Genomic DNA, 25826 nt, shown 5'->3' with positions numbered 1-25826 from the left:
CGGTCGCGGCGGCTGCGTTTCCCCGGTTCCGCTGACTGGCCGAGCACCAACTGACCGATGCCACACAGAAGAAGGACAGAAGAAAGGCACGCTTCCATGGCCGCCCCGCAGTCGTCCGACTCCACCCCCTCCCGGCCCGGCTCCCCCGCCATCGGCCGCGCCCTTCTCTGGCCCGCAGCAGCGGCAGGGCTGGGCCTGCTCCTGATCTACAACTCCCTCGGCGTCTCGGACGACAACAAGCCGTTGACCACCCCCGCGGTGCTCGCACCCGCCGTCCCCGGGCCCGACGTTCCCGCGGCCCCCGCACCCGCTCCCCCAGCCCCCACCACCCCCTCGGCCTCCGCTTCTCCCCAGGGCCTGGCCATGCCCGCTTCCAAGCCCAAGCGGCTCCGGATCCCGACGATCGCCGTCGACGCCCCCTTCACCCCCCTGTCCATCGGCCCTACCGGACAGCTCAACGCCCCGCCCCCCAACGACAAGAATCTGGTGGGCTGGTTCAAGGACGGCGCGACGCCCGGTGAGCGCGGCGCGTCCATCGTCGCAGGCCACGTCGATACGACGACCGGCCCGGCGGTGTTCCTGCAGCTCCAGTTCCTGAAACCGGGCGCCAAGGTCGACATCACGAGGGCGGACGGCAGCGTCGCCTCGTTCAAGGTCGATTCGGTGGAGACCTTCAGCAAGGCGAACTTCCCCGACAAGCGGGTGTACGCCGACACCCCGTCCGCCCAGCTCCGCCTGATCACGTGCGGCGGCAACTACGACAGGAAGGCCAAGGACTACAAGGACAACGTGGTGGTGTTCGCCCATCTCGACAAGGCGACGCGCGCCTGAACCACCTGAACTGCGGGACAGCCCTTGGCTGCGCCTCAGCTGACGTTCTCCGTCCGTTCCGCGATTTCTCCAGGTCAGGGCGATGCCGAGGCTGCCGCGCCCCTGGGGCCGGCCCTACAACCAGCCCTTCTCGCTCGCGATCCGCACCGCTTCCGCCCGGTTGCGTGCCGTCGTCTTCTGGATCGCCGTGGACAGGTAGTTGCGGACCGTGCCCTGCGAGAGATGGAGCGCTGTGGCGATCTCCGCGTTGGTGGAGCCGTCGGCCGCCGTGCGCAGCACGTCGCGTTCGCGCTCGGTCAGTGGGCTCGCGCCGTCGGCGAGCGCGGCGGCCGCCAGGGTCGGATCGATGACGCGTTCGCCGGCGAGCACCTTCCGTACCGCTTCCGCGAGCTGGGACGCCGGGGCGTCCTTCACCAGGAACGCGTCCGCGCCCGACTCCATCGCCCGGCGCAGATAGCCGGGGCGGCCGAAGGTCGTGACGACGACGACCTTCACGGCCGGGAGTTCCTGGCGCAGCACGCCCGCCGCTTCGATGCCGGTCATGCCCGGCATCTCGATGTCGAGGAGGGCGACGTCGACGGCATTCTCGCGGGCCGCCGCGAGGACCTCGTCACCACGGGCGACCTGGGCCACCACCTCGATGTCGGGTTCCAGACCGAGCAGCGCCGCAAGGGCCTCGCGCACCATGGACTGGTCCTCGGCAAGGAGGAGTCTGATCATGCTCATTCACCGGATCCTAGGCCGGATCCGAGTGGAACACTGAGGGTGAGGGTGAAGCCTTTACCGGAAACGGAGTCGGTGGCCCGGGTGGTCAACGTGCCATCGATCGTGGCGAGTCGTTCGCTGATGCCGGTGAGGCCGTTGCCCGCCTTCGTTCCGGAGCCCCCCCGGCCGTCGTCCGCCACCGTGAGTTCGAGGACCCGGCCGTCGAGCGTCTGGCGGGGGGTGAGCGTGACCGCGCAGCGGCGGGCACCGCTGTGGCGTACGACATTGGTGACGGCTTCCCGCAGCGCCCAGGCGAGGACCTCCTCCGGCTTCTCGGGCAGCTCGGCGGGGGCGTCCGTCGGGATGTCGGCGACGATGCCCGCGGCGACGAGTGCGGTACGGGCCCCGGCCAGCTCGCCGGGGAGCGTGGGCCGCCGGTAGCCGGTGACCGCGCTGCGGACGTCCACCAGCGCCTGGCGGCTGACCTGTTCGATGTCGGCGACCTGGAGCGCCGCCTGCTCGGGGTGGTCGGGGAGCATCCGCCCCGCCAGCTCGCTCTTGAGTGTGATCAGGGAGAGGGAGTGGCCGAGCAGGTCGTGCAGATCGCGGGCGAGCCGCAGCCGCTCCTCGTTGGCGGCGAGCTGGGCGACGGTGGCGCGGGCCTCGCGCAGCTCGATCGTCGTACGGATCATCTGCCGTACGCCGGTCATGGCGAACCCACCGAGCAGGGCGGGGAAGACCAGGGCGGTGATGACCTCACGCGGGTGGTCACCGGTCAGGCCGATGCCGACGAGTACGGCGGTGACGACGGGGATCAGCCAGCCGGCGGTCCTCAGGGGCAGGGTGGCCCCGACGGTGACGGAGACGTACACGAAGAGGACCAGCCACGGGGTGCCCAGCGTCAGGGAGAGGACGGCTGCCAGCGCGCCGAGGAAGGTGATCGCCGCCCCGACCCGGCGGCGGTCCAGCGCCTTCGAGGTGTGGCGGAAGACCAGGACCAGGTATGTCCCGACGAAGACCAGCAGGCCGAGAGCTCCCAGCCCGGTGGCCCACGGGGTGTGGTTGCCGTCGATGAGGTCCTTGACCGGGGCGCTCATGAACGCGAGCCAGATGCCGATCCAGAGCAGCTTGACGCCCACCTGACGGCGGTCGGTCGGCGGGCGCCCGATCCCCACGAACGTCTCGTCGTCGTTCACGCCTTCAGGGTGTCCTTCCGGTAGAGCCAGGCCGCGCCGCCCGCGAAGAGCAGGAAGTAGACGCAGAGGATGGCGACGTCCTTGGCGTGTGGCGAGCCGCCCATCTCGACCGCCTGGCCGAGTGAAGCGTACGCGTGGGTCGGCAGCCACTCGGAGATGTTCTGGAGCCACTGCGGGAAGGTCGCACTCGGCATCCACAGGCCGCCGAGGATCGACAGCCCAAAGTAGATGATCATGGTGATCGGGCGGACCGCGTCCCCGCTGGCGATGTAGCCGATGGCGACGCCGAGCGCCGCGAAGACCAGCGATCCGGCCCAGATGACCCCGATCAGCGCGAACCACTGCCAGGTCTCCATCCGTACGTGCTTGACCACGGCGGCGACCAGGAACACGACCACGATGCACGGCAGGGTGACCATCGCGGCACTGGCGATCTTCGCCAGGACGTAGCCGCGGCTGGGCAGCGGGGTGAGGCGCAGCTGGCGGACCCAGCCCTTCTCGCGTTCCTTGGCGATGCGCTCGCTGTTGCCCATGAGGACGGCGGTCAGAGCGCCGAAGGAGGCCATCGACACCATGAAGAAGGCCTGCAGGGTCAGGTCGGTGTGCGGAACCCTGTCGGTGGTGTTCCGGGTTCCGGAGATCAGCAGGTAGATCACCGACGGGTAGATGACCGAGAAGAACATGAACTTCTTGTTCCGCAGGGTGCGGGTCACTTCGAGCCTGATGAGTGCCCACGAGAAGAAGTTCAGCATGCGGTCCTGGCCTCCTCGGCCTCGGTGATGGCGACGAAGGCCTGTTCCAGGCCGAGTCCTGCGACTTCGAGTTCGCGCGGGTAGAGGCCGAGTGCGTAGACCGCGTGGACGGTCGCGTCGGCGTTGTGCGACTGGATACGGACCCGGTTGCCGCTGATGTCGAGCGTGGAGAGGAACGGCAGGCCGCGCAGGGCCGCTTCGTCGACCGCGCTCTCGAGTTCGAACGAGATCCGGCGGGCTCCGGCCCTCGCCTTGATCTCGGCTGCGGTGCCGTCGGCGAGGAGCCGCCCCTTGTGGAGGACGAGGACGCGGTCGGCGATCGCGTCGGCCTCTTCGAGGTAGTGGGTGGCGAACAGGACGGTACGGCCCTGCTCGGCCTGTTCCCGCATGGTGGCCCAGAACGCCTGGCGCGCGGTGACGTCCATGCCGGTGGTCGGCTCGTCGAGGACGATCAGGTCATTGGCCCCGGCGGTGGCGAGCGCGAACCGTACGCGCTGCTCCTGGCCGCCGGAGAGTTTGTTGACCATCCGGTCGGCGATCGACGCGATGCCCGCACGGGCCAGCACGTCGCCGACCGGGTACGACCGCGGGTGCAGATCGCAGACGAGCCGGACGATCTCCTCCACGGTGACGTCCTCCATCAGGCCGCCGGTCTGCAGCATCGCGCCGACCCGGCCCTTGGCGATCGCCTCCTGCGGGGAAGCGCCGAAGAGCCGGACCGTGCCGGAGTCCGCGGTGCGCAGGCCGAGGAGCAGGTCGAGAGTGGAGGACTTGCCGGCGCCGTTGGGGCCGAGAAGCGCCACGGTCTCGCCGGGGTGCAGGTCGAGGGTGAGCCCGTCGACGGCGCGTACGTCTCCGTACGCCTTGCTGACCTGGTCGAAGCTGACCACTGCGGCGTGCGCGGTGGTGGCTTCGGTGGCTGTCGTCGTCATGCGTCCAGGCTGGCGGAGTGGGGTGGCCGCCCGGCAGGGTCACGGGTCGTGAATCGGGGATGACAGATGTCATGCCCCACGCATGACGCCGCCCCCCGGAACAGGGGGCGGCGTCATCGGGATCCGTGCTTCGGTGATGCTATCCGTTGCCGTCGAGGGCGATGGTGGCGGTGCGCTCGGTGGGGGTTTTGCCGAGCAGCGCGGTCTGCATGGCGTGTGCCACGTCGTCCGCACTGAGCTGGTGCTTCTTGCCGTCGCCCTTGGTGATCATGATGCCGTCGAAGACGCCGTCACAGAGGGTGTCGATCGCGGTCTTGTTGTAGACCTCGACCAGCCGGCCGTCGACCGCCTTCATGGAGAGGATCTGGGGCAGCGACTTCGCCGGTCCGAACTGGATCTGCTTGGGCCCTGCCTTGATCGTGATCAGGCCGGACATCGCGGGCTTCGCGAAGTCCTTCATCGCCCGGTCCAGTTCGGCCTGGGCAATGGTGGGCTGGCGGGTGGTGACCGGCAGTTGGACCGTGGCCGCCTTGCCCGTCTGCACCTGGGCACGGTACGCGTCCCGTACCGAGATCAACGACCTGTTGACGTCCAGCGCCTTGCCCGCCTTGCCGGGGACCGCGACGGCCTTGCCCGGCTCGAACTTGATCGTGCCGTCGTTGGCGGAGCCGGACACGCCCGCCAGGTCCGTCAGCGCGACCCCGAGCTTCTCCTCGTCGACCGGGATCACCGGGTCGGCCTTGCGCTCGGCCCCGAAGAGGGAGCCGATCACCGAGACCGGGTTGTAGTCGCTGCCCGCGGCGCCGCGCACGGTCTCCACGCTGTCCAGCGCGAGACCGGCCTTCTCCGGGGCGAGCTTCTCGTTCTTGCCGTCGACCGAGAGCTGGAGGGGGGTCTTGGCGCGCTCCCCGAGAGCCTCGTCCAGCTTGGCGACGGCCTGCTCCTTCGTGCCGCCGCCGATGTCGACGCCGAGGACGGTGGTGCCCTTGGGGACCTCGGAGTGGTTCATCAACAGTCCCGCGCCGTACGCGACACCGGCCAGGACGACGATGCCCGCACCGAGCAGGACCGGCTTCGAGCGGCCCTTCTTCTTCGCCGGGGCCGGGGCAGTACGGGCGGGGGCGGACGCCTGGGCGGCGGGGCCGCCCGGTCCTGCCGGTCCGCTGCCCATCGGGTCGTTCGGGCCTCGGGGCGGCAGGTCGGCACGCGGACCGGGACCCGCGGGGCCGCCCGCGTTCGGGAACAGGGACGGGGCGGACGGCGAGCGGTGCTCCGGCGGGACGACAGGGATACCGCTGTTGAGCGTGTCCCCCGAGACGTGGCCGCCGGGGCCGGGCGGTGTGAACTGCGGCGTGAGGACGGCCGTGTCGTCGGACATCCGCGGGGGTACGCCACCGGGGGCGCCGGGAGCGGACGGTCCGCCGGGACGCGCCTGGCCTGCACCCGGACCCGCCGGGCCGGGGCCGGGGCCGCCCGGCCCGCCGAGGCGGGGAGTCAGGGACGAGGTGCCGGTGACCGGGCCGGTCGTCGGGCCGGACGGGCCCGGTGTACGCACACCGAGATTCGGCGTGGCACGCGGCCCGCCCGGGGCCGCGGAGTCGTCGCCCGGGCGGGGTGCGCCCTGGTCGCCGGTGCGCTGCGAGCCGTCCGAGAAGTACGGCAGATCGGCGCGCGGCGGGGTGGGTGCACCGGATCCGGCACCCCCGCCCGCGCCGGCGGATCCGGCAGCAGCGTTGCCGGCCGGCCCGGCTGCGGCGTCGACCACCGACGTGTTCGTCGGTGCCTTGCGCGGAGCGAACCAGTCGCTGCCGCTCTTCTCCCTGGCCGGCTTCTCGGCGCTCGGCTCCGCGGTCGCGGAGCCGTCTCTCGCTTCGGTGGCCGGTCCGCCCGATGCGCCCGGTCCGCCCGGCGCACCGCCGGACTCGGGTGCGCCCGGGCGCGGTGTGCTGCCCGTGCGCTCACGCGTGGCGTCCGCGTCGGCATCGCCCATCGGCGTACGCATCACGACCGGCGGGATGGGCCGCGAGCCGGGGATGTTGATCCGGATACGCGTCGTCAGTGTCGTCTCGGTCTTCGGCTCTTCGGACAGAGGCGAATCCGCAGGCTCCGGGGTCTCCTCCGGGGCGTCCTGCGAAGGGTGCAGCGACGGATACTGGCGTGATCCGTACGGCGGCGTACCCGAGGGATACGCGGCTCCCCCGCGCCCCTGGGGGCCGGTGGACGAACTGTCAGTTTCACGACTCAAAGCAGGTTCTCCCGATTGGCTCCGCCGCCCGTACTTCCCCCGTGCCGCAGGCCAGGGGACGGCTCGGCGCGCGAACCACCATACTGGCCGCCACCGACAGACACCCCGCGACCGGAGGAAACGACGGTGCGCCTCCCCGACGGAGGGGGTGCATTACGGGATCGGACGTGGCACATTACTTGCCAGGTCGGCCGTTGTCGGCGCCTTGTTGGGGCGACCGCGACATGGTGGCACACATCACAGCGACGGCCATCCCCCCCAGCATGAAGAGGATGAGCCCCAGTTCGTCGCCGAAGACGTAGTCGCCCTCCGGCCGTCCGCCGAGCAGAACGATGACCGAAATCAGCCAGCCCGCGGCGGGCGCGAGGGCGCCGATCTGGGTCCCGATGAGGATGCGGCCCCCGTAGAACAGTCCGGCGCAGGCCACCAGTGCGAGCAGCAAACCGCCCGGGAACCAGGCGGCTTGGACGAATGCTCCCGCGAGCCCGACAAGCGCACCGAGGACCGCGAGGCCCAGGTAGGCCCCGATGCGGCCCGGGTTCAGGGGTGCGGCAAGACCGGTGGGCACGGGCTCCCGGGGCGGAGCGTCGCTTCGGGGCCGGCGCTGCTTGCCGCCGCTCATGACCGTGCTCCCGACTCAGCCCCCGGCACGTTCTCCGTACCCGATACGCCCGGTACGCCCGGTACGCCCGTGAAGAGATCGTGTTCCCGTGCACCCGCGGGCGCTCCGGACGTTCCCCGTACCAACTCGTAGTACTCGGTGGTGAAGACGGGCTGCCCCAGATCGTTCGAGAGGGCGAAGAACGGACCGTCCACGGCGATCTGGGTGCGGTGTGCCCGCATCGCCGCCGTCTTGGCCGCCGCGTGGGCGGCGCCGTCGATCTCCGCGGTGATCCGGGTGTCGTTCACCACACCCGGTACGTCGTCGATCGCGGCGATCCCCGGGAAGGCGTCGGGGGCCGTCGAGCGCAGCCGTGCGAAGGCCTGCTCGGCGACGGAGCGCGGCACCCGATTCCAGTAGATCTTGTCGATGGTGTGCGGGGCACCGAGTCCGCTGCGGTACGCCGGGTCGGCTGCCAGGTCCGCGGCGCGCATCGCGACGCGGTGCGCCTGGATGTGGTCGGGGTGCCCGTACCCGCCGTCGGGGTCGTAGGTGACGAGGACCTGGGGGCGTACCGAGCGGATCACCTCCACGAGGTACCCGGCGGCCTCGTCCACGTCCGTGTTCCAGAAGGCGCCGGGGCGGTGATTCTGCTCGGCACCCATCATTCCGGAATCGCGGAACCGCCCGGGGCCGCCGAGGAAACGGTGGTCGGTGACCCCGAGCTCCTTCATCGCGGCAGCGAGTTCACCGATGCGATGGTCACCGAGGGTGTCGTCCCGATCGGCTACGAGATGGGCGAGTTCGGGCGGGATGACCTCGCCCTCCTCGCCGCGCGTGCAGGTCACCAGAGTGACCCGGGCGCCCTGGGCCGCGTACAGGGCCATGGTGGCGCCGTTGTTGATCGACTCGTCGTCGGGGTGCGCATGCACCAGGAGCAGACGACGGGCAGGAAGGTCCGTCATGGGACCCACCCTACGAGCCGACTGGCCCGGGGGCCGACCACGGAGGGGGCCGGGACCAGTCGCAGCTGCGCGTGCCGGACCCCCCGCGAGCCCGGCATGACCCGAAGGACAGGAACCGGATCAGAACTTGATGTCGCCGATCATGCCGGCCACATTCGTGGTCAGCTCCGAGATGGTGGGTGCGATGGACGAACTCGCGAGATAGAAACCGAGCAACATGCAGACCACCGCATGTCCGCCCTTCAGTCCGGATCTCCGGATCAGCAGGAAGACGACGATCGCCAGCAGCACCACCGCCGAAATCGAGAGTGCCACGGCGGTTCACCTCCATCAGTACGGTCGGGACGGGCAGCACACATGGAGCCGGCAGGTTCATACCCACCGAGCGCTACGGATCATAACTATCCGTGCCACCGCATTGATCGGGGCACAGCAGCACGAGGGGCGCACGACCGGACGGTCGGGCGCTGTGTCCCGTTCCGCGTTTCTCACTCCGATCAGGCCCTAGGGTTCGGGGGTATGACCTCGCAGAAGCTCTCGTTTCCCCGTCAGCACGCCAGAACACAGCGGTTCACCCTCGGCGCTCCGCGGGCGTTCACCGTCTCTCCGGACGGGGAGCGGGTGATCTTCCTGCGGTCGGCCTCCGGCACGGACCGGACCAACCGGCTGTGGGTGCTGGACCTGGCGGACGGTTCCACGCCGAAGGAGCGGCTCGTCGCCGACCCCGAGGCGCTGCTGGGCGGTTCGGCGGAGAAGCTGTCCCCGCAGGAGCGGGCGCGGCGCGAGCGCAGCCGCGAGGGGTCTGCGGGGATCGTCGGCTATGCGGTCGACTCCGCGGCCGAGTTGGCGGCGTTCGCGCTCTCCGGGAAGGTGTACGTTGCCGAGCTGCGGGCCGGGACGGCCCGCGCGCTGCCGGTACCGGGCCCGGTACTGGACCCGCGTCCGTCGCCCGACGGACGCCATGTCGCTTACGTGTCGAAGGGCGCACTGCGCGTCGTGGGGGCGGAGGGTGACGGGGACCGGGCGCTCGCGGAGCCCGAGGACGCGCACATCTCGTACGGTCTCGCGGAGTTCATCGCGGCCGAGGAGATGCACCGCTCGCGCGGCTTCTGGTGGTCGCCCGAGTCGGACCGGCTGCTGGTCGCAAGGGTCGACGACAGTGCGGTGAAGCGGTGGTGGATCGCCGACCCGGCGCATCCGGACCGCAAGCCCACCGAGGTCGCGTACCCGGCGGCGGGGACGCCCAACGCGGAGGTGCGGCTCCTGGTGACGGACCTGGACGGGGCCCGTACCGAAGTGGTGTGGGACCGGGGCCGGTATCCGTATCTGGCACAGGTGCACTGGTCGTCGGACGGCGCCCCGCTGATCCTGGTGCAGGCCCGTGACCAGCGCAGTCAGCTCTTCCTCGCGGTGGACACGGAGAGCGGTGCGACGCGGACGGTTCACGTCGACGAGGACCCGGTGTGGCTGGACCTGTTCCCCGGGGTGCCGGCGTGGGCGCCGGACGGGCGGCTCGTGCGGATCGTGGACGAGGGCGGGGCGCGGGTCCTCTCGGTCGGCGACCGGCCGCTGACCGGGGCGCAGTTGCAGATCCAGGCAGTGCTGGACATCGGCGAGTCGGACGTCCTCGTATCGGCTTCGGCGGGCGAGGACGCGGCGGAGCCGGAGATCGGGCAGAGCCATGTCTACCGGGTCAACGAGCTGGGCGTGGAGCGGGTCTCCGAGGGGGCGGGGGTGCACTCCGCGGTCCGGGCGGGCGAGGTGACGGTGCTGGTCTCGGCGTCGCCGGAGCGGCCCGGCACGGAGGTGCGGGTGCTCCGGAGCGGCAAGCAGGTCGCGACGATCGCGAACCACGCGGAGGAGCCGGTTCTGACGGCCCGGGTGCAGTTCACCGAGGGGGGCGCACAGCGGATTCCGTGCGCCGTGCTGCTCCCCACCGACTATCAGGAATCAGATGGTCCGCTTCCGGTCCTGATGGATCCGTACGGTGGACCGCACGGGCGACGGGTCCTTGCCGCCCACAATCCGCACCTGACGTCGCAGTGGTTCGCCGATCAGGGCTTCGCGGTCGTCGTCGCGGACGGCCGGGGCGCACCGGGGCGCTCACCCGGCTGGGAGAAGGCGGTCAAGAACAATTTCGCCCTCAGCCTCGACGACCAGGTGGACGCGCTGCACGCACTCGCCGAAAGGTTCCCGCTGGATCTCACCAAGGTGGCGATCCGTGGCTGGTCGTACGGCGGATACCTGGCAGCCATGGCCGCGCTCCGGCGGCCGGACGTCTTCCATGCGGCAGTGGTGGGCGCGCCGGTGACGGACCTGCGGCTGTACGACACGCACTACACCGAGCGCTATCTCGGCGATCCGGCCGAGCAGCCCGAGGTGTACGCGTACAACTCGCTTCTCACCGACGAGGGGCTGTCCGAGGCCGCGGACCAGGTCCGACCGATGATGATCATCCACGGGCTGGTGGACGACAACGTGGTGGTCGCGCACTCGCTGCGACTGTCGTCGGCGCTGCTCTCGGCCGGGCGGCCGCATGAGGTACTGCCGCTGAGCGGGGTCACGCACATGACTCCGCAGGAGCAGGTTGCGGAGAATCTGCTCCTGTTGCAGGTGGACTTCCTGAAGCGGGCGCTGGGGCTGGACAGGGCCTAGTCGGGCGCTCCGTCCTCGGTCTCCCCCGGGCCTCAAGGGCCGGGGGAGGCCCTCGACGGCTTCTGCCGGCCGGCCGGGTCCTGTTGAACCGGGTAACCGGCCGGAGGGACATGACAGCCCCCCGACCGGTCCACGGCACCCGCACGGCCGTACGTTGTCCATGGTGATGCGTTCGTATATCGGACGTGCGACGGTCAAGTTGCCCGTGCGTTAACGAATCCGCGGTCGCGTTCCCGGCGGCCGTCAGTCGGCGTGCGCGCCTCCGGACGGGGGTGCCGGCCCGTCGCCCTTGCCCGCGGCGTCGTCGGGTGCAGCCGGTTCACCGGGCCCGCCCGGCTCCTCCGGCGCCCCGGGCTCCACCGGCTCCGTCTCCGGCGCCTCCAGCAGCCGTTCCGGTGGCACCACCTGCTTCTCCTCCGCGAAGTGGCATGCCGAATCGTGTGCGGCCGCGGTGTCCGTCAGCCGGAAGGCCGCCGGGACCGCGAGCAGCGGCACCTCCAGTTCGCACCGCTCCTGCGCCTTCCAGCAGCGGGTGCGGAAGCGGCAGCCCGACGGCGGGTTGGCCGGGGACGGCACGTCGCCGTGCAGGATGATCCGCTCGCGGTACTCGCGCGCCATCGGGTCCGGCACCGGCACCGCGGACAGCAGGGCCTGTGTGTACGGGTGCGTGGGGTGATCGTAGATCTGCTCGTCCGTACCGATCTCGGCGAGCCTGCCCAGATACATCACGCCGACCCGGTCGGAAATGTGCCGGACGATCGACAGGTCGTGCGCGATGAAGACGTAACTCAGGTTGAACTCCGCCTGCAGCCGGTCGAGCAGGTTGATGACCTGGGCCTGTACGGAGACGTCGAGGGCCGAGACCGGTTCGTCGGCGACGATGATCTCGGGGTTGAGGGCCAGCCCACGGGCGATGCCGATGCGCTGACGCTGACCGCCGGAGAACTGGTGCGGATAGCGGTTGATGTACTCCGGGTTGAGACCCACGACATCGAGCAGGTCCTGCACCTTGCGCCGCCGCTCGCCCTTGGGCGCGACCTCGGGGTGGATCTCGTACGGCTCCCCGATGATGTCGCCGACCGTCATCCGCGGATTGAGCGAGGTGTACGGGTCCTGGAACACCATCTGGATGTTGCGCCGTACGGCCTTCAGCCCACGTCCGGACAGCTTGGTGATGTCCTCGCCCTTGTACTTGATCGCGCCGGACGTCGGCTGTTCCAGATGGACGAGCATCTTGGCGACGGTCGACTTGCCGCAGCCGGACTCCCCCACGATGCCGAGGGTCTCGCCCGCGGCCAGCTCGAACGAGACACCGTCGACCGCCTTGACCGCACCGACCTGCTTCTTGAACAGGATGCCCTGGGTCAACGGGTAGTGCTTGACGAGGTCGATGACCTCCAGAATGGGTTCGCCGCCCGCGCGAATGCTCCCCTGTTCAGCGCGCATCGAGCGTCTCCTTCCAGAAGTAGCAGGCGCTCTCGCGGTGTTCGGCCACCTCGAACAGCGGCGGCACCTCGCCGCGGCAGATCTCCTGGGCCATCGGGCAGCGCGGGTTGAAGGCACAACCGGGCGGGATGCGCAGCAGGTTGGGCGGCAGTCCCTTGATGGCGTACAGCTCCTGGCCCTTCTGGCCCAGCCGCGGAATCGACTGGAGCAGACCCTTGGTGTACGGGTGGGCGGGCGCCCTGTAGATCTCGTGGACGGGGGCCGACTCGACGATCCGGCCCGCGTACATCACGGCGATGTAGTCGGCCACATCGGCGACCACGCCCAGATCGTGGGTGATCAGGATGAGGCCCATGTTGAGCTCGCGCTGGAGCTCGGCGAGAAGGTCCATCACCTGGGCCTGGACGGTCACATCGAGGGCGGTGGTGGGCTCGTCCGCGATGATCAGCGACGGTTCCAGCGCCAGCGCCATGGCGATCATGATGCGCTGGCGCATGCCGCCGGAGAACTGGTGCGGGTAGTTCCCGACCCGGTCCTTCGCAGCGGGGATGCGGACCCGGTCCATCAGTTCGATGGCCTTCAGCCTGGCGTCCTTACGGGACATCCCTCGGTGCACCACGAACATCTCGCCGAGCTGTTCCCCCACGCTGAGCACCGGGTTGAGGGAGGACAGGGCGTCCTGGAAGATCATGGCCATCTGCTGACCGCGGACCTGCCGTCGCTCCTCCGCCTTCAGTGTCAGCAGATCGCGGCCCTTGAAGATGATCTCGCCGCCGCTGATCCTCCCGGGCGGCATGTCGAGGATCCCCATGATCGCCTGCGCGGTGACCGACTTGCCCGACCCGGACTCGCCGAGCACGGCGAGCGTCTCGCCCTCGGCCACCGAGTAGTTGACCCCGTTGACGGCCTTGGCCACCCCGTCCCGGGTGTGGAACTCCACGTGCAGATCGCGCACTTCGAGCAACATGGCAACGGGCTCCTCAGCGCAGCTTGGGGTCGAGGGCGTCGCGCACCGCGTCGCCGAGCATGATGAAGGCGAGCACGGTGATCGCCAGCGCTCCGGCCGGCCAGAGCAGCATGTGCGGGGCGTTGCGGATGTAGTTGGCCGCTGCGGAGATGTCGATGCCCCAGGAGACGGCCGGCGGTTTCAGGCCGACGCCGAGGAACGAGAGGGTCGCCTCCAGAGAGATGTACGTACCGAGGGCGATGGTCGCGACGACGATCACGGGGGCGACCGCGTTGGGGGCGATGTGGCGGAGCATGATCCTGGAGTTGGAGGCGCCGAGCGCTCGGGCCGCCTGGACGTAGTCGTTCTGTTTGGCGGTGATGACCGAGCCGCGTGCGATACGGGCGATCTGCGGCCAGCCCAGCAGAACGATGAAGCCGATCACCGGCCAGACGGTGGAGCCCGGCACCACGGAGAGGAAGACCAGGCCGCCGAGGACGACCGGGATGCCGAAGAACACGTCGGTGAGACGGGAGAGGACCGAGTCCCACCAGCCGCCGAAGAAGCCGGCGAAACCGCCCAGGATGCCGCCGAGGAGCGAGACTCCGAGGGTGGCGCAGACACCTACGGTGACCGAGGCCCTGGCCCCGTAGACCGTACGGGTGTAGACGTCGCAGCCCTGTCCGTCGAAGCCGAACGGGTGGCCGGGCTGTGAGCCCTCCTGAGCCTTGCCCAGGTCGCAGTTGAGCGGGTCCTGGTTCGTGATCAGCGACGGCCAGATCGAGATGATCACCAGGAAGAGGATGATCAGGGCGGAGATGATGAAGACCGGGTTGCGGCGCAGGTCGCGCCAGGCGTCGGACCAGAGACTGCGGGGTTTCTCCGCCGGCCCGGTCCCTTCGGGGCCGCCCGGGGTCTTCTCCAGGGTCTCCCCTTCCTCGATGGCGAGGTCCATGCCCGCACCCGCTCCTCCCGCAGAGATCGCTTCGTCCGGGGTCTGCTCAGGCATAGCGGATCCTCGGGTCGAGTACGGCGTACAGCAGGTCGACGACCAGGTTCGCCGCCAGGAAGACCAGGACCAGGATGGTGACGAACCCGACGACGGTCTGGGAGTTCTGGCGCAGAATGCCCTGGTAGAGCTGGTAGCCGACACCGTGGATGTTGAAGATGCGCTCGGTGACGATCGCCCCGCCCATCAGGGCGCCCACGTCCGTACCGATGAAGGTGACGACGGGGATCAGAGAGTTGCGCAGCAGATGCCGGATGACGACCCGGCGCCTGGGGAGGCCCTTGGCTACGGCGGTACGGACGTAGTCGGCGCGGGCGTTCTCGGCGATCGAGGTCCGGGTGAGCCGGGTGACGTACGCCAGGGAGACCGAGGCGAGGACGAGCCCAGGGACGAGGAGTTCGTCGAACGGCGCCTCCGAGGAGACGGACGGATCGATGATCCCCCATTTCACGCCGAGGAGGAGCTGGAGCAGCAGACCGGTGACGAAGGTCGGGACGGAGATGACGACCAGGGTCAGGATCAGCACGGTGGTGTCGACGGGCCGGCCGCGGCGCAGACCGGTGACGACGCCGAGGCTGATGCCGATGACGACTTCGAAGACGATCGCGATGACGGTGAGCCGAATGGTGATGGGGAAGGCGGTGGCCATCAGCTCGGTGACCTTCTGGCCGTTGAACGCGGTGCCGAAGTCGCCGGTGAAGACATTGCCCATGTAGGTGAGGTACTGCTGCCAGACCGGCTTATCGAGGCCGAATTCCTTGCGGAGTTGGGCGGCGGTCGCAGGATCGCACTGGCGCTCGCCGCAGAGACCCGCAATGGGGTCACCCATCACGTTCACCATGAGGAAGATCAACAGCGTGGTGCCGAAGAAGACCGGGATCATCTGCAGCAGCCGCCGGATCACATACCGTCCCATGAGGGGCTCCGGGGGTCGCGGGGGGCAGTTGCTCGGGGATGGGGAAGCCGGGTGGCCGGTGCGGGGTGTGCACCGGCCACCCGGCTTCCGGGTCCTACTTGACCTTGATCTGCTCGTACACCGGGACGCTGAACTGGTTCAGCGCGACGTTGGTGATCCGGTCCGAGTAACCGGCGCTGCCGTTCTGGTACCAGAGCGGGATGACGGGCATCTGTTCGGCGAGAACCCTCTCCGCGTCCTGGAACGTGGAGACGGCCTTGGCCTTGTCCGACTCGGCGTTGGCCTTGTCGATCAAGGAGTCGAACTGCTTGTTGCTCCACTTGCCGTCATTGGACGAGGCGTTGGTGTAGTAGGTCGGCTGCAGGAAGTTCTGGATCAGCGGGTAGTCCATCTGCCAGCCCGCGCGCCACGGTCCGGTCAGCTTCTGCTGGGAGACCTGGCTGCGGAAGTCGGCGAAGGTGCCGACCGGGGCGCCGACGCAGGCCTTGTTGTTGCCCAGCGCGTTGTTGATGCTGTTGCAGACAGCGTCGACCCACTCCTTGTGCGAGCCGGTGTCCGCGTTGTACGAGATCTTCAGCTGGCCGCCGGGGATCCCGCCGCCCTCCTGGACCAGTTTCTTGGCGTCCGCCGCGTTGTACTCGCACGGGGCACCGCAGAGCCCCTTCTTGAAGCCGCCCTCCTCGCCGAGGACCGGGGAGGTCCAGTCGGAGGCGGGAGTACGGGTCTTCCGGAAGATCTGGCTGGTGATCTGGTCCCGGTTGATCGCCATCGACAGGCCCTGCCGGACCTTGATGCCTCCGGGGGTGTCCCACTTCTTGTCGTAGAAGGGGAAGGCGATCGTCTGGATGATGCCGGCCGGGGTGTTGATGTAGCGGTCGCCGAGGTCCGCCTTGACGTTCTTCAGCTGCGCGGCCGGCACATCGTCGACGAGGTCGAGATTGCCCGCGACCAGGTCGGTGTAGGCGGTGTTGCTGTCCGTGTAGACCTTGAGGTCGATGCCGCCGTTCTGCGCCTTGTCGTCCCCGGGGTAACCGTCCCACTTGCGCAGGCTCATCGAGGAGCCCTTGGTGTAGTTCTCGATGGTGTACGGGCCGTTGCCGATGGGCTTGGACACCCAGGCGGCGTGATCGGTGAAGAAGGCCTTCGGCAGGGGTGCGAAGGCCGGGTAGCCGAGTGTGTCCGGCCAGAGCGAGAACTTCTGCGACAGCTTGACCGTGAAGGTCTTCGGGTCGACGACCTTGAGGCCGGAGAGCGTGGCCGCGGAGGCATTGCCGGTGTTCGGGTGGACCTTGTCGTAGCCGTCGATGTAGCCGAAGAAATAGGCGTTCTTCTGATTGTTCTTCAGCAGGGCGCCGTAGTTCCAGGCGTCCACGAACGAGTGCGCCGTGACCTTCTCGCCGTTGCTGAAGGTCCAGCCGTCCTTCAGAGTGATGGTGAAGTTCTGCGAGTCGGTGGACTCGATCTTTTCGGCCAGCATGTTCGTGGCCGCACCGGTCTTCGGGTCGTACTTCTTCAGCCCCCGGAAGACCATGTCGAGGACTTTGCCGCCCTGCACCTCGTTGGTGTTGGCGGGCTCGAGCGGGTTCTGCGGGTCACCCCAGGAAGAGCTCACAATCCCATTGGCGCCACCGCCACCACCACCGCCCCCGCCCCCGCAGGCCGTCGCCGTCAGGGCAACGACAACTGCGCAAGCGGCCCACTTGGCTTGTGCGGCTCCGCGCATGGAAAGCCTCCTTATCGGTCCTCATCACGCTTAGAGCCAAATATCACCTCATCAACAGATCAACGCATCAGCACTACGGCCGCCCGTGGTACCCCGTCACCGGAACGGCCGGATGTCCCCGCACGACGAAAGAGACACACCAGGGATCGGACAGGGACGCCCGATCCGATCAGGGGCAACCCGCGCCGCGCGTACACGACGGCGGTCCTGTCCGCCGTGCCCGCTGCTGGAAGACCACGGACAGGTACGTGAGCGAGGCACCGCCGCCGGTACAGGTGACGGGCGGCCGTGACAGCCTCTGACGGCCTGCCACTGTCCGGAGGTTTCCGGTACCGCCCCGGACGTCCCGCGGGGATACGCCTGCCGGGACCGCCCGGAGTGACTGTGCGGGCACACGACAGGGCGCCCGGAACCGTGTTCCGGGCGCCCTGTCGATGTATGCCTGTCGAGGCAGGATCACGCCGCGCCGACGACGTCCTTCTCCTCGGCGAAGTGGCAGGCCGACTCATGCGCGGCCGGGGTGTCCGAGGACTTGAAGCGCTCGGGGATCGCCAGCAGCGGCACCTCCGTGGCGCACTTGTCCTCGGCCTTCCAGCAGCGGGTGCGGAAGCGGCAGCCCGACGGCGGGTTCGCCGGCGACGGGACGTCACCGCTGAGGATGATCCGCTCGCGGCGCTCGCGGGCCTCCGGGTCCGGAACCGGAACCGCCGACAGCAGCGCCTGGGTGTAGGGGTGCGTCGGGTGGTCGTAGATCTCCGTGTCCGTACCGATCTCGGCGATCTTGCCGAGGTACATGACACCGACCCGGTCGGAGATGTGCCGGACGATCGACAGGTCGTGCGCGATGAAGAGGTAGGAGAGGTTGAACTCGTCCTGCAGCTTCTCCATCAGGTTGATGACCTGTGCCTGCACCGACACGTCGAGCGCGGAGACCGGCTCGTCGCAGATGATGATCTCCGGGTTGAGCGCGAGACCGCGGGCGATGCCGATGCGCTGGCGCTGACCGCCGGAGAACTGGTGCGGATAGCGGTTGATGTACTCCGGGTTGAGACCCACGACATCCAGGAGGTCCTGCACCTTGCGGCGCCGGTCGCCCTTCGGGGCCACCTCGGGATGGATCTCGAAGGTCTCCCCGATGATGTCGCCGACCGTCATACGGGGGTTCAGCGAGGTGTACGGGTCCTGGAACACCATCTGGATGTTGCGGCGCACGGCCTTGAGCGCGCGACCGGACAGCTTGGTGATGTCCTGGCCCTTGAAGAAGACCTCACCGGCGGTGGCCCGCTCCAGCGTCATCAGGAGCTTGGCGACCGTGGACTTGCCACAGCCGGACTCACCCACGATGCCGAGCGTCTCGCCCTGGTACAGGTCGAACGAGACGCCGTCCACTGCCTTGACCGCACCGACCTGCTTCTTGAACAGGATGCCCTGGGTCAGCGGGAAGTGCTTGACCAGGTTGCGGACCTGAAGGATCGGTTCGCCCTTCGACACCGGCGCCTCGATGGCGGCAACAGCCTCCGCCTCGGTGGCCGCGTCGACCGTCTCCACTTCGGTGACGTTCGGGGTGGCGTCCACGGGCTCCTTGTTGATGTCAGCCATGGATCGTCTCCTTCCAGAAGTGGCAGGCGCTGCCGCGGCCGACCAGCTCGATGCCGTCCTGCTCGGTCACCGGGCGCAGGGCCGGGATGTCCGTACGGCAGATGTCCTGCGCCATCGTGCAGCGCGGGTTGAAGGCACAACCCGAGGGCACGTGCAGCAGGTTGGGCGGCAGCCCCTTGATCGCGAAGAGCTCCTGGCCCTTCTGGTCCAGCCGCGGGATCGACTCCAGCAGACCCTTGGTGTACGGGTGTGCCGGACGCTTGTAGATCTCGTGGACCGGGGAGGTCTCGACGATCCGGCCCGCGTACATCACGGCGATCTTGTCCGCGACGTCGGCGACGACACCGAGGTCGTGCGTGATCAGGATGAGACCCATGTTGTACTCGCGCTGGAGCTCCGCGAGGAGGTCCATCACCTGGGCCTGCACGGTCACGTCGAGCGCGGTGGTCGGCTCGTCCGCGATGATCAGGTCCGGCTCCAGGGCCAGCGCCATGGCGATCATGATGCGCTGGCGCATACCGCCGGAGAACTGGTGCGGGTAGTCCGAGACCCGGGCCTTGGCGGCCGGGATCTTGACCTGGTCCATCAGATCGATGGCCTTGGCCGTCGCGTCCTTCTTGGACATGCCCTGGTGGACCCGGAACATCTCGCCGAGCTGGTAGCCGACGGTGAGCACCGGGTTCAGCGAGGAGAGCGCGTCCTGGAAGATCATCGCGATCTTCTGGCCACGGATCTGCCGACGCTCCTCGTAGGGCATCTTCAGCATGTCCTGGCCGCGGAAGAGGATCTCCCCCTGGGGGATCTTGCCCGGCGGCATGTCGAGGATGCCCATGATGGCCTGCGCCGTCACGGACTTGCCGGAGCCGGACTCGCCGAGAACGGCGAGCGTCTCCCCTGCGTTCACGCTGTAGTTCACGCCGTTGACGGCCTTGACCACACCGTCGCGGGTGTGGAACTCCACATGCAGGTCACGGACGTCGAGCAGCGGGCCGACGTGGTCGTCACCCGAGCGCGGGGACGGGACTTCGGCGGTCTTGTCGATGGTAGTCACGTACGCCCTCCTTATCGCGACTTCGGATCGAGGGCGTTGCGGACGGCTTCGCCGAGCATGATGAACGCCAGAACGGTGATGCTGAGCATGATCGACGGGTACAGCAGGACATGCTGCGCGACGCGGATCTGGCTGAGGCCGCCGGAGATGTCGATGCCCCACGAGATCGTCGGGTCGGCAAGACCCAGCCCCAGATAGGACAGGGTCGCCTCGGCCGAGATGTACACACCCAGCGAGATGGTCGCGACGACGATCACCGGGGCCATGGCGTTCGGCAGGATGTGCTTGAACAGGATCCGGGGCGTGCTCGCACCCAGGGCCCGGGCGGCCTGGACGTAGTCCGACTGCTTGATCGTGATCACGGCACCGCGCATGACTCGCGCGATCTGTGTCCAGCCGAGGAACGCGAGGGCGAGGATCACGACCCAGACGGTGCGGTCGCTGAACGCCTGCAGGACCACCATGCTGCCGAGCAGGAAGGGCAGTCCGAGGAAAATGTTCGTGAACCCGGACAGGAGCGCGTCGACCCAGCCGCCGAAGTAGCCGCCCACCATGCCGATCAGGCCACCGAACACGGTCACCACCGCGGTGACGGAGATACCGACGATCACCGAGGCGCGGGTGCCGTAGATGACACGCGCGTAGACACTTCGGCCCTGAAGGTCGTAACCCAGCCACTCGGGCGATCCGACCTTGCCGAGTTCGGGCTTGCTCAGGAAGTGGTGCACCAGGTCGCCCCTGGTCGGCGAGGCACCGGTGAACAGGCCCGGGAACGCCGTCATGACGAGCAGGATCACGATGAGGACGGACGAGATGATGAAGTACCAGTTGGAGCGCAGATCGATCCAGGCGTCGCCCCAGAGACTGCGGGCCTTCTCCGCCTTCACGGTCGCCGGCTCCGCGGCTGCGTTCTTCGGGTCTTCGGTCGCGGGTGCGGTCTTGATCGCGTCAGGCATAACGGATCCTCGGGTCCAGGACCGCGTACAGCAGGTCGACGAGCAGGCTCATGAAGAGGTAGACGAGCACCAGGATGGTGACCAGGCCGACCAGGGTGGTGCCCTCGCGTCGGACGATCGACTCGTAGATGGTGCCGCCGATGCCCTTCACGTTGAACAGGCCTTCGGTCACGACCGCGCCGCCCATCAGGGCACCCAGGTCGGTTCCGAGGAAGGTGATGACGGGGATCAGCGAGTTGCGCATCAGGTGCACACCGATGATGCGGCGCTTGGGAAGTCCCTTGGCCACGGCGGTACGCATGTAGTCCGAGCGCAGGTTCTCGGCCATCGTCGTACGCGTCAGTCGCGCCACGTAGGCGAGGGAGAGCGACCCGAGCACGACGGCCGGTGCTATCAGCTCGCTCCACGTCGCCTCGTTCGAGACGTTCGGCGCGATCCAGTCGAGCTGGAAGGCGAACACCGACTTGATGATGAAGCCGAGAACGAAGACCGGGATCGAGATGATCAGCAGGGTGAAGACCAGGATCACGTTGTCCGCGAGGCGGCCGGCGCGCAGCCCGGCGACCATGCCGAGGCCGATACCGAGAACGATCTCGATGAGGAACGCCATGGCGGCCAGTCGCAGAGTGACGGGGAACGCGTCACCGAGTACGTCCGTGACCGGGCGACCGCTGGCTATCTGAGTGCCGAAATCACCATGCAGGACAATGCCCGTCATGTAATTCCAGTACTGCTGCAGGATCGGTTGGTCCAGCCCCAGTTGGTGCCGCATGGCGGCCAGGGTGGCGGGGTCGGCACCCTTGTCCCCGAAGAGTCCCCGCACGGGGTCGCCGGGCAGGGTGTAGACCATCAGGAAGATCAGCAGAGTTGTCCCGATGAAGACCGGGATCATCTGGAGCAGTCGTCGTGCGACATAGCGCCCCATCGTGCCTCCATGTAAATAGGCAAGCAGCAGCCGACGGGCCCTCCCCCGTCATCGACCCCTCGTAAGGGCGTCGATGTCGTGGGAGGGCCCCCCGGCCACGGCGTGCAGGATGGTGTGGGACCGATGTCAGTGTCGGTCCCGCACCGGCCCGCGGACTACGTCGTCGGTTACTTCTTGACCTGAACTTCAGTCAGGATCGGGTCGCCGTCCTGGGCGTAGTTGACGTTCTGGACCTTCTCCGAGTAACCGGCGTTGACCTTGTAGTACCAGAGCGGGATGGTCGGCATGTACTTCACCAGGTCCTTCTCGATCTCCTGGTAACCCTTGACCGACTCCTCGAGCGTGGCGGCGGAGTCCGCGGCCTTGATCTTGGCGTCGAGGTCCTTGTTCGAGAAGAAGCCGTTGTTGCCGGCCGCACCCGTACGGAACAGGTCGCTGATGAAGTTCGCGTTCACCGGGTAGTCGAGCACCCAGCCGCCGCGGTAGAACGACTTGACCTGCTTGGCGTCACGGGCGTTCAGGTCGGCCTGGAAGTCGGCCTTCGAGTCGCCGGCGCACGCGACACCGGTCGCCTGGGTGATGCTGTTGCAGACAGCCTCGACCCATTCCTTGTGGCCGCCGTCGGCGTTGAACTGGATGTAGATCTTGTTACCCGGAACACCGCCGCCCTCCTTGATGAGAGCCTTGGCCTTCGTCGGGTTGTACGTGGTGACGTCACCCGCGACGTTCGGCTGGTAGCCGAGAACACCCTTGGCGACCCAGCCCGTGGCCGGCTCGCGGGTGCCCTGGAGCACCGTCTTGGTGATGGTGGCGCGGTCGATCGCCATCGACAGGCCCTGGAGGACCTTCGGGTCGGTGTTCTTCCACTGCTTGGTGTACATGGCGACACCGAGCGTCTGGATCGCGGAGTACGCCTTGTCCACCGCACGGTCACCGAGGTCGGCGCGGTAGACCGGGAGGTCCTTCGGCGCGATCTGGCGCAGCACGTCGACGTTGCCGGACTTCAGGTCCTCGTAGGCGGTCTCGAGGGTGGTGTAGTTCTTGAAGATCACACCACCGTTCTTCGCCTTGTCGGGGCCCTGGTAGTCGTCGTAACGGACGACCTTGATCTGCTTCTTGTGGTCCCAGCTGACGAACTTGTACGCGCCGTTGCCGACCGGCTTCTCACCGGCGGCCTTCGGGTCCGCGTAGAAGGACTCGGGCAGCGGCGAGAAGACCGTGTAGCCGAGCTTGTACGCGAAGTACGGCAGCGGGTTGTTGAGCTCGATGGTGAAGGTGCTGTCGTCGACGACCTTCAGACCCGACATGGCGTCAGCCTTGGGCTTGGCCTTCTCGCCGTCGGGGTGCACGTCGGCGAAGCCCTTGATGTCCCCGAACCAGGACGCGTTGGTCTGGGCGTTCTTGATGTTCGCGGCCCAGTTCCACGCCTTGACGTAGGACTCGGCGGTGACCGGCGTTCCGTCGTGGAACTTCCAGTCCTTCTTGAGCTTGACCGTCCAGAGCTTGCTGTCCTTGGTGTCGACAGACTCTGCGTTGACCATCACGAGCTTGCCGGAGGGGTCGTAGTCGACCAGCTGCGAGAAGATCGCGTCGGTGACGATGCTGCCGTTCGACTCCATCGTGTTCGCCGGCTGCAGCGGGTTCTGCGGCTCGCCGACCTCGACGGAGAAGATGCCGTTGGCGTTGACAGCACCGTTGGCGCTGTCACCCCCCTTGCCCTTGCCGCTGTCGTCGCCGCCACCACAGGCGGTCGCAGCCAGGGCGATGATGGCCGCTCCCGCGACCCACTTGGCGCTCTTGGCACCACGCATGGGTTTCCTCCTCATGAGTCCACTTTTGACTGCAAGAAAGGCACTGGCGTGATACACCGACACCCCTGACGGTGATCGTTTCAGTGCCTCGAGTGTGCTCGTGAGTCGGCACTCCCCACAGTGCGTGACCCATTGACCCGAGCTCAATGGAGCCAACTATTAAGTACGCCCGGGCTGTAAACCACACTTAAAGGGTCTCGGTTTGACAACATCGACCAGGCCTGGTTGACCGAAATCCGGACAAAGCGATCCCAGACAGACACCCGCGAAACGGACCGTTAACACATGTTCCGGAGAGCGACGCCCGATATCCGGACACCCCGGGCAGGAAATCGAGTTGACGAAAAGCCCGGGCCCCCACAGTGTCCGTGAGGGCCCGGGCCCGGTGTCAATAGGTCGTACGACGTCAGCGCTTGGCGCGCGACGCGGCGCGGCCGCGCTCCTTCTGGTCAAGGACGACCTTGCGGATACGCACGGTCTCCGGGGTCACCTCGATGCACTCGTCCTCGCGGCAGAACTCCAGGGACTGCTCCAGGGAGAGCTTGCGGGCCGGAACCACGTTCTCCGTGGTGTCCGCGGAGGCCGCACGCATGTTGGTGAGCTTCTTCTCCTTGGTGATGTTCACGTCCATGTCGTCGGCGCGGGAGTTCTCGCCGACGATCATGCCCTCGTAGACCTCGGTGCCGGCCTCGGTGAAGATGACACCGCGCTCCTGGAGGTTGACCATCGCGAACGGGGTCACGGAACCCGCGCGGTCGGCGACCAGCGAACCGTTGTGGCGGGTGCGCAGTTCGCCGAACCACGGCTCGTGGCCCTCGAAGATGGAGTGCGCGATGCCCGTGCCACGGGTCTGCGTCAGGAACTCCGTACGGAAGCCGATGAGGCCGCGGGACGGGACGATCCACTCCATGCGGACCCAGCCCGAACCGTGGTTCGTCATCGTCTCCATGCGGCCCTTGCGGGTCGCCATCAGCTGCGTGATCGCGCCGAGGTGCTCCTCGGGGGAGTCGATCGTCATGCGCTCGATCGGCTCGTGCGTCTTGCCGTCGACCTGCTTGGTGACGACCTCCGGCTTGCCGACCGTGAGCTCGAAGCCCTCACGGCGCATCTGCTCGACGAGGATGGCCAGCGCGAGCTCACCGCGGCCCTGGACCTCCCAGGCGTCGGGACGCTCGGTGTCCAGGACGCGGAGCGAGACGTTACCGATCAGCTCGCGGTCGAGGCGGTCCTTCACCTGGCGGGCGGTGACCTTGTGGCCCTTGCCGCCCTTGCCGACGAGCGGCGAGGTGTTCGTACCGATGGTCATCGAGATGGCCGGCTCGTCGACCGTGATCAGCGGCAGCGCGACCGGGTTCTCGGGGTCGGCCAGCGTCTCGCCGATCATGATGTCCGGGATACCGGCGATGGCGCAGATGTCGCCCGGGCCCGCCTTCTCGGCCGGCTTGCGGGTAAGCGCCTCGGTCATCAGCAGCTCGGTGATGCGGACGTTGGACATCGTGCCGTCACGCTTGATCCAGGTGACGGTCTGGCCCTTGCGCAGCTCGCCCTGCTCGACGCGGCAGAGCGCGATACGACCGAGGAAGTTGTCGGCGTCCAGGTTGGTGACGTGGGCCTGCAGCGGGGCCTCGTCGTCGTACTCCGGGGCCGGGACGTGCGACAGGATCGTGGAGAAGAACGGCTCCAGGTTGTCGCTGTCGGCCGGGACGGTGCCGTCCTCCGGCTTGGTCAGCGAGGCGACGCCGTCACGGGCGCAGGCGTAGACGATCGGGAACTCGATCTGGTCCTCGTCCGCGTCCAGGTCCAGGAACAGGTCGTACGTCTCGTCGACGACCTCGGCGATCCGGGAGTCCGGACGGTCCGTCTTGTTGATGCAGAGGATGACCGGCATCTTCGCGGCGAGCGCCTTGCGCAGCACGAAGCGGGTCTGCGGGAGCGGGCCCTCGGAGGCATCGACGAGCAGCACGACCGCGTCCACCATCGAGAGACCGCGCTCGACCTCGCCGCCGAAGTCGGCGTGGCCGGGGGTGTCGATGATGTTGATCGTGATCGGGTCCCCGCCGTCCTTGGGGTGATACTTCACCGCCGTGTTCTTGGCGAGGATCGTGATGCCCTTCTCACGCTCCAGGTCGTTCGAGTCCATCATGCGGTCGTCGAGGTGCTCGGCGGCGTGCGCGGCGAAGGCGCCGGCCTGCTTGAGCATGGCGTCGACCAGCGTGGTCTTGCCGTGGTCGACGTGGGCGACGATGGCTACGTTACGGATGTCGTGGCGCGTGGGCATGGGTGGCTTGCGCTTCTCTCGGATCGTGGGATCAGGCGTCTTAGTCGGTCTCGAGTCCTTGTACGCCCGCCGGGCGGACGCGCCACGGCTACCCCCCATGGTACGGGGCTGACGCCGTAGCGGCTTCCCGGGCAAGGGTTACCGGCCGCTCACAGACGGCGACCGACGCCGCCGGCTGCGCGGGCCGCGGCGGGGCCGTTCGCGCCGAACGCCTCGTCACAGCCGACCACTCCGGCACCCGAAACACTTCAGTTCGCCACATGTCCGACGGTCTGCTCGCCCTC

Annotated in this window: 21 protein-coding genes; 2 read left to right on the top strand and 19 right to left on the bottom strand. The window is 68.1% G+C overall.

Annotation, left to right across the window (positions count from 1 at the left end):
- The first annotated feature begins 96 nt into the window (after nucleotides 1–96).
- A complete protein-coding gene (locus tag ACFU8W_RS15995; protein ID WP_384036877.1) occupies nucleotides 97–831 on the top strand; it encodes a class F sortase in 735 nt (244 codons plus the stop codon).
- 114 nt (nucleotides 832–945) lie between these two features.
- On the opposite strand, the gene ACFU8W_RS15990 is transcribed toward ACFU8W_RS15995, so the two are convergent.
- The 8 genes from ACFU8W_RS15990 to ACFU8W_RS15955 form a co-directional block, all read right to left on the bottom strand.
- Nucleotides 946–1557 (bottom strand): response regulator, encoded by a 612-nt coding sequence (locus ACFU8W_RS15990; RefSeq protein ID WP_384036874.1) that lies wholly within the window; start codon nucleotides 1555–1557, stop codon nucleotides 946–948.
- Nucleotides 1554–2732 (bottom strand): sensor histidine kinase, encoded by a 1179-nt coding sequence (locus ACFU8W_RS15985; RefSeq protein ID WP_384036871.1) that lies wholly within the window; start codon nucleotides 2730–2732, stop codon nucleotides 1554–1556. The genes ACFU8W_RS15990 and ACFU8W_RS15985 overlap by 4 nt, the downstream gene beginning before the upstream one ends.
- Nucleotides 2729–3484: an ABC transporter permease gene (locus tag ACFU8W_RS15980; RefSeq protein ID WP_345510544.1), complete on the bottom strand. Its 756-nt coding sequence runs from the start codon at nucleotides 3482–3484 to the stop codon at nucleotides 2729–2731. The genes ACFU8W_RS15985 and ACFU8W_RS15980 overlap by 4 nt, the downstream gene beginning before the upstream one ends.
- On the bottom strand, nucleotides 3478–4416 hold the full coding sequence (locus ACFU8W_RS15975) for an ABC transporter ATP-binding protein (RefSeq protein ID WP_384036868.1): 939 nt from the start codon (nucleotides 4414–4416) through the stop codon (nucleotides 3478–3480). The genes ACFU8W_RS15980 and ACFU8W_RS15975 overlap by 7 nt, the downstream gene beginning before the upstream one ends.
- Before the next feature lie 139 nt (nucleotides 4417–4555).
- Nucleotides 4556–6661, bottom strand: a complete 2106-nt coding sequence (locus tag ACFU8W_RS15970) for a hypothetical protein (protein ID WP_384036865.1) — start codon at nucleotides 6659–6661, stop codon at nucleotides 4556–4558.
- A gap of 175 nt (nucleotides 6662–6836) precedes the next feature.
- Nucleotides 6837–7283 carry a DUF6113 family protein gene (locus ACFU8W_RS15965; RefSeq protein ID WP_384036862.1) on the bottom strand — a complete coding sequence of 149 codons (447 nt, stop codon included), beginning with the start codon at nucleotides 7281–7283 and terminating at the stop codon, nucleotides 6837–6839.
- On the bottom strand, nucleotides 7280–8227 hold the full coding sequence (gene mshB / locus ACFU8W_RS15960) for an N-acetyl-1-D-myo-inositol-2-amino-2-deoxy-alpha-D-glucopyranoside deacetylase (protein ID WP_384036859.1): 948 nt from the start codon (nucleotides 8225–8227) through the stop codon (nucleotides 7280–7282). Before mshB ends, ACFU8W_RS15965 begins: the two co-directional genes overlap by 4 nt.
- 120 nt (nucleotides 8228–8347) lie before the next feature.
- On the bottom strand, nucleotides 8348–8542 hold the full coding sequence (locus tag ACFU8W_RS15955; protein WP_345510548.1) for a hypothetical protein: 195 nt from the start codon (nucleotides 8540–8542) through the stop codon (nucleotides 8348–8350).
- A gap of 204 nt (nucleotides 8543–8746) precedes the next feature.
- Between ACFU8W_RS15955 and ACFU8W_RS15950 the strand changes: the two genes are divergently transcribed.
- Nucleotides 8747–10882 carry an alpha/beta fold hydrolase gene (locus tag ACFU8W_RS15950; RefSeq protein WP_384036854.1) on the top strand — a complete coding sequence of 712 codons (2136 nt, stop codon included), beginning with the start codon at nucleotides 8747–8749 and terminating at the stop codon, nucleotides 10880–10882.
- 243 nt (nucleotides 10883–11125) lie between these two features.
- Here ACFU8W_RS15950 and ACFU8W_RS15945 read toward each other — a convergent pair whose 3' ends face one another.
- The 11 genes from ACFU8W_RS15945 to typA all read right to left on the bottom strand — a co-directional run bounded on the left by ACFU8W_RS15945 (nucleotide 11126) and on the right by typA (nucleotide 25542).
- Complete coding sequence (locus ACFU8W_RS15945; RefSeq protein WP_384036851.1) at nucleotides 11126–12328, bottom strand: ABC transporter ATP-binding protein; 1203 nt, start codon at nucleotides 12326–12328, stop codon at nucleotides 11126–11128.
- A complete protein-coding gene (locus ACFU8W_RS15940; RefSeq protein WP_384036848.1) occupies nucleotides 12318–13295 on the bottom strand; it encodes an ABC transporter ATP-binding protein in 978 nt (325 codons plus the stop codon). Before ACFU8W_RS15940 ends, ACFU8W_RS15945 begins: the two co-directional genes overlap by 11 nt.
- Nucleotides 13296–13308: 13 nt before the next feature.
- Nucleotides 13309–14283: an ABC transporter permease gene (locus tag ACFU8W_RS15935; protein WP_345510552.1), complete on the bottom strand. Its 975-nt coding sequence runs from the start codon at nucleotides 14281–14283 to the stop codon at nucleotides 13309–13311.
- On the bottom strand, nucleotides 14276–15199 hold the full coding sequence (locus tag ACFU8W_RS15930) for an ABC transporter permease (RefSeq protein WP_345510553.1): 924 nt from the start codon (nucleotides 15197–15199) through the stop codon (nucleotides 14276–14278). The genes ACFU8W_RS15935 and ACFU8W_RS15930 overlap by 8 nt, the downstream gene beginning before the upstream one ends.
- 94 nt (nucleotides 15200–15293) lie before the next feature.
- Nucleotides 15294–16922: an ABC transporter substrate-binding protein gene (locus tag ACFU8W_RS15925; protein ID WP_384036844.1), complete on the bottom strand. Its 1629-nt coding sequence runs from the start codon at nucleotides 16920–16922 to the stop codon at nucleotides 15294–15296.
- 456 nt (nucleotides 16923–17378) lie between these two features.
- The gene (locus ACFU8W_RS15920) at nucleotides 17379–18521 is read right to left on the bottom strand and encodes a dipeptide ABC transporter ATP-binding protein (protein ID WP_345510556.1); all 1143 of its coding nucleotides are present in this window, start codon (nucleotides 18519–18521) and stop codon (nucleotides 17379–17381) included.
- The gene (locus ACFU8W_RS15915; RefSeq protein ID WP_384036840.1) at nucleotides 18514–19572 is read right to left on the bottom strand and encodes an ABC transporter ATP-binding protein; all 1059 of its coding nucleotides are present in this window, start codon (nucleotides 19570–19572) and stop codon (nucleotides 18514–18516) included. Before ACFU8W_RS15915 ends, ACFU8W_RS15920 begins: the two co-directional genes overlap by 8 nt.
- Before the next feature lie 11 nt (nucleotides 19573–19583).
- Nucleotides 19584–20528 carry an ABC transporter permease gene (locus tag ACFU8W_RS15910; protein ID WP_384036837.1) on the bottom strand — a complete coding sequence of 315 codons (945 nt, stop codon included), beginning with the start codon at nucleotides 20526–20528 and terminating at the stop codon, nucleotides 19584–19586.
- Nucleotides 20521–21453: an ABC transporter permease gene (locus ACFU8W_RS15905; protein ID WP_384036834.1), complete on the bottom strand. Its 933-nt coding sequence runs from the start codon at nucleotides 21451–21453 to the stop codon at nucleotides 20521–20523. Before ACFU8W_RS15905 ends, ACFU8W_RS15910 begins: the two co-directional genes overlap by 8 nt.
- Nucleotides 21454–21620: 167 nt before the next feature.
- Nucleotides 21621–23264, bottom strand: a complete 1644-nt coding sequence (locus ACFU8W_RS15900) for an ABC transporter substrate-binding protein (protein WP_384036831.1) — start codon at nucleotides 23262–23264, stop codon at nucleotides 21621–21623.
- Nucleotides 23265–23670: 406 nt separating this feature from the next.
- Nucleotides 23671–25542 carry a translational GTPase TypA gene (gene typA / locus ACFU8W_RS15895; RefSeq protein ID WP_384036828.1) on the bottom strand — a complete coding sequence of 624 codons (1872 nt, stop codon included), beginning with the start codon at nucleotides 25540–25542 and terminating at the stop codon, nucleotides 23671–23673.
- Between the last annotated feature and the right edge of the window lie 284 nt (nucleotides 25543–25826).

The sequence above is a fragment of the Streptomyces sp. NPDC057565 genome (genome assembly GCF_042801455.1).
Lineage (GTDB): Bacteria > Actinomycetota > Actinomycetes > Streptomycetales > Streptomycetaceae > Streptomyces > Streptomyces yanii.
This window is presented reverse-complemented; position numbering and strand designations above follow the sequence as displayed.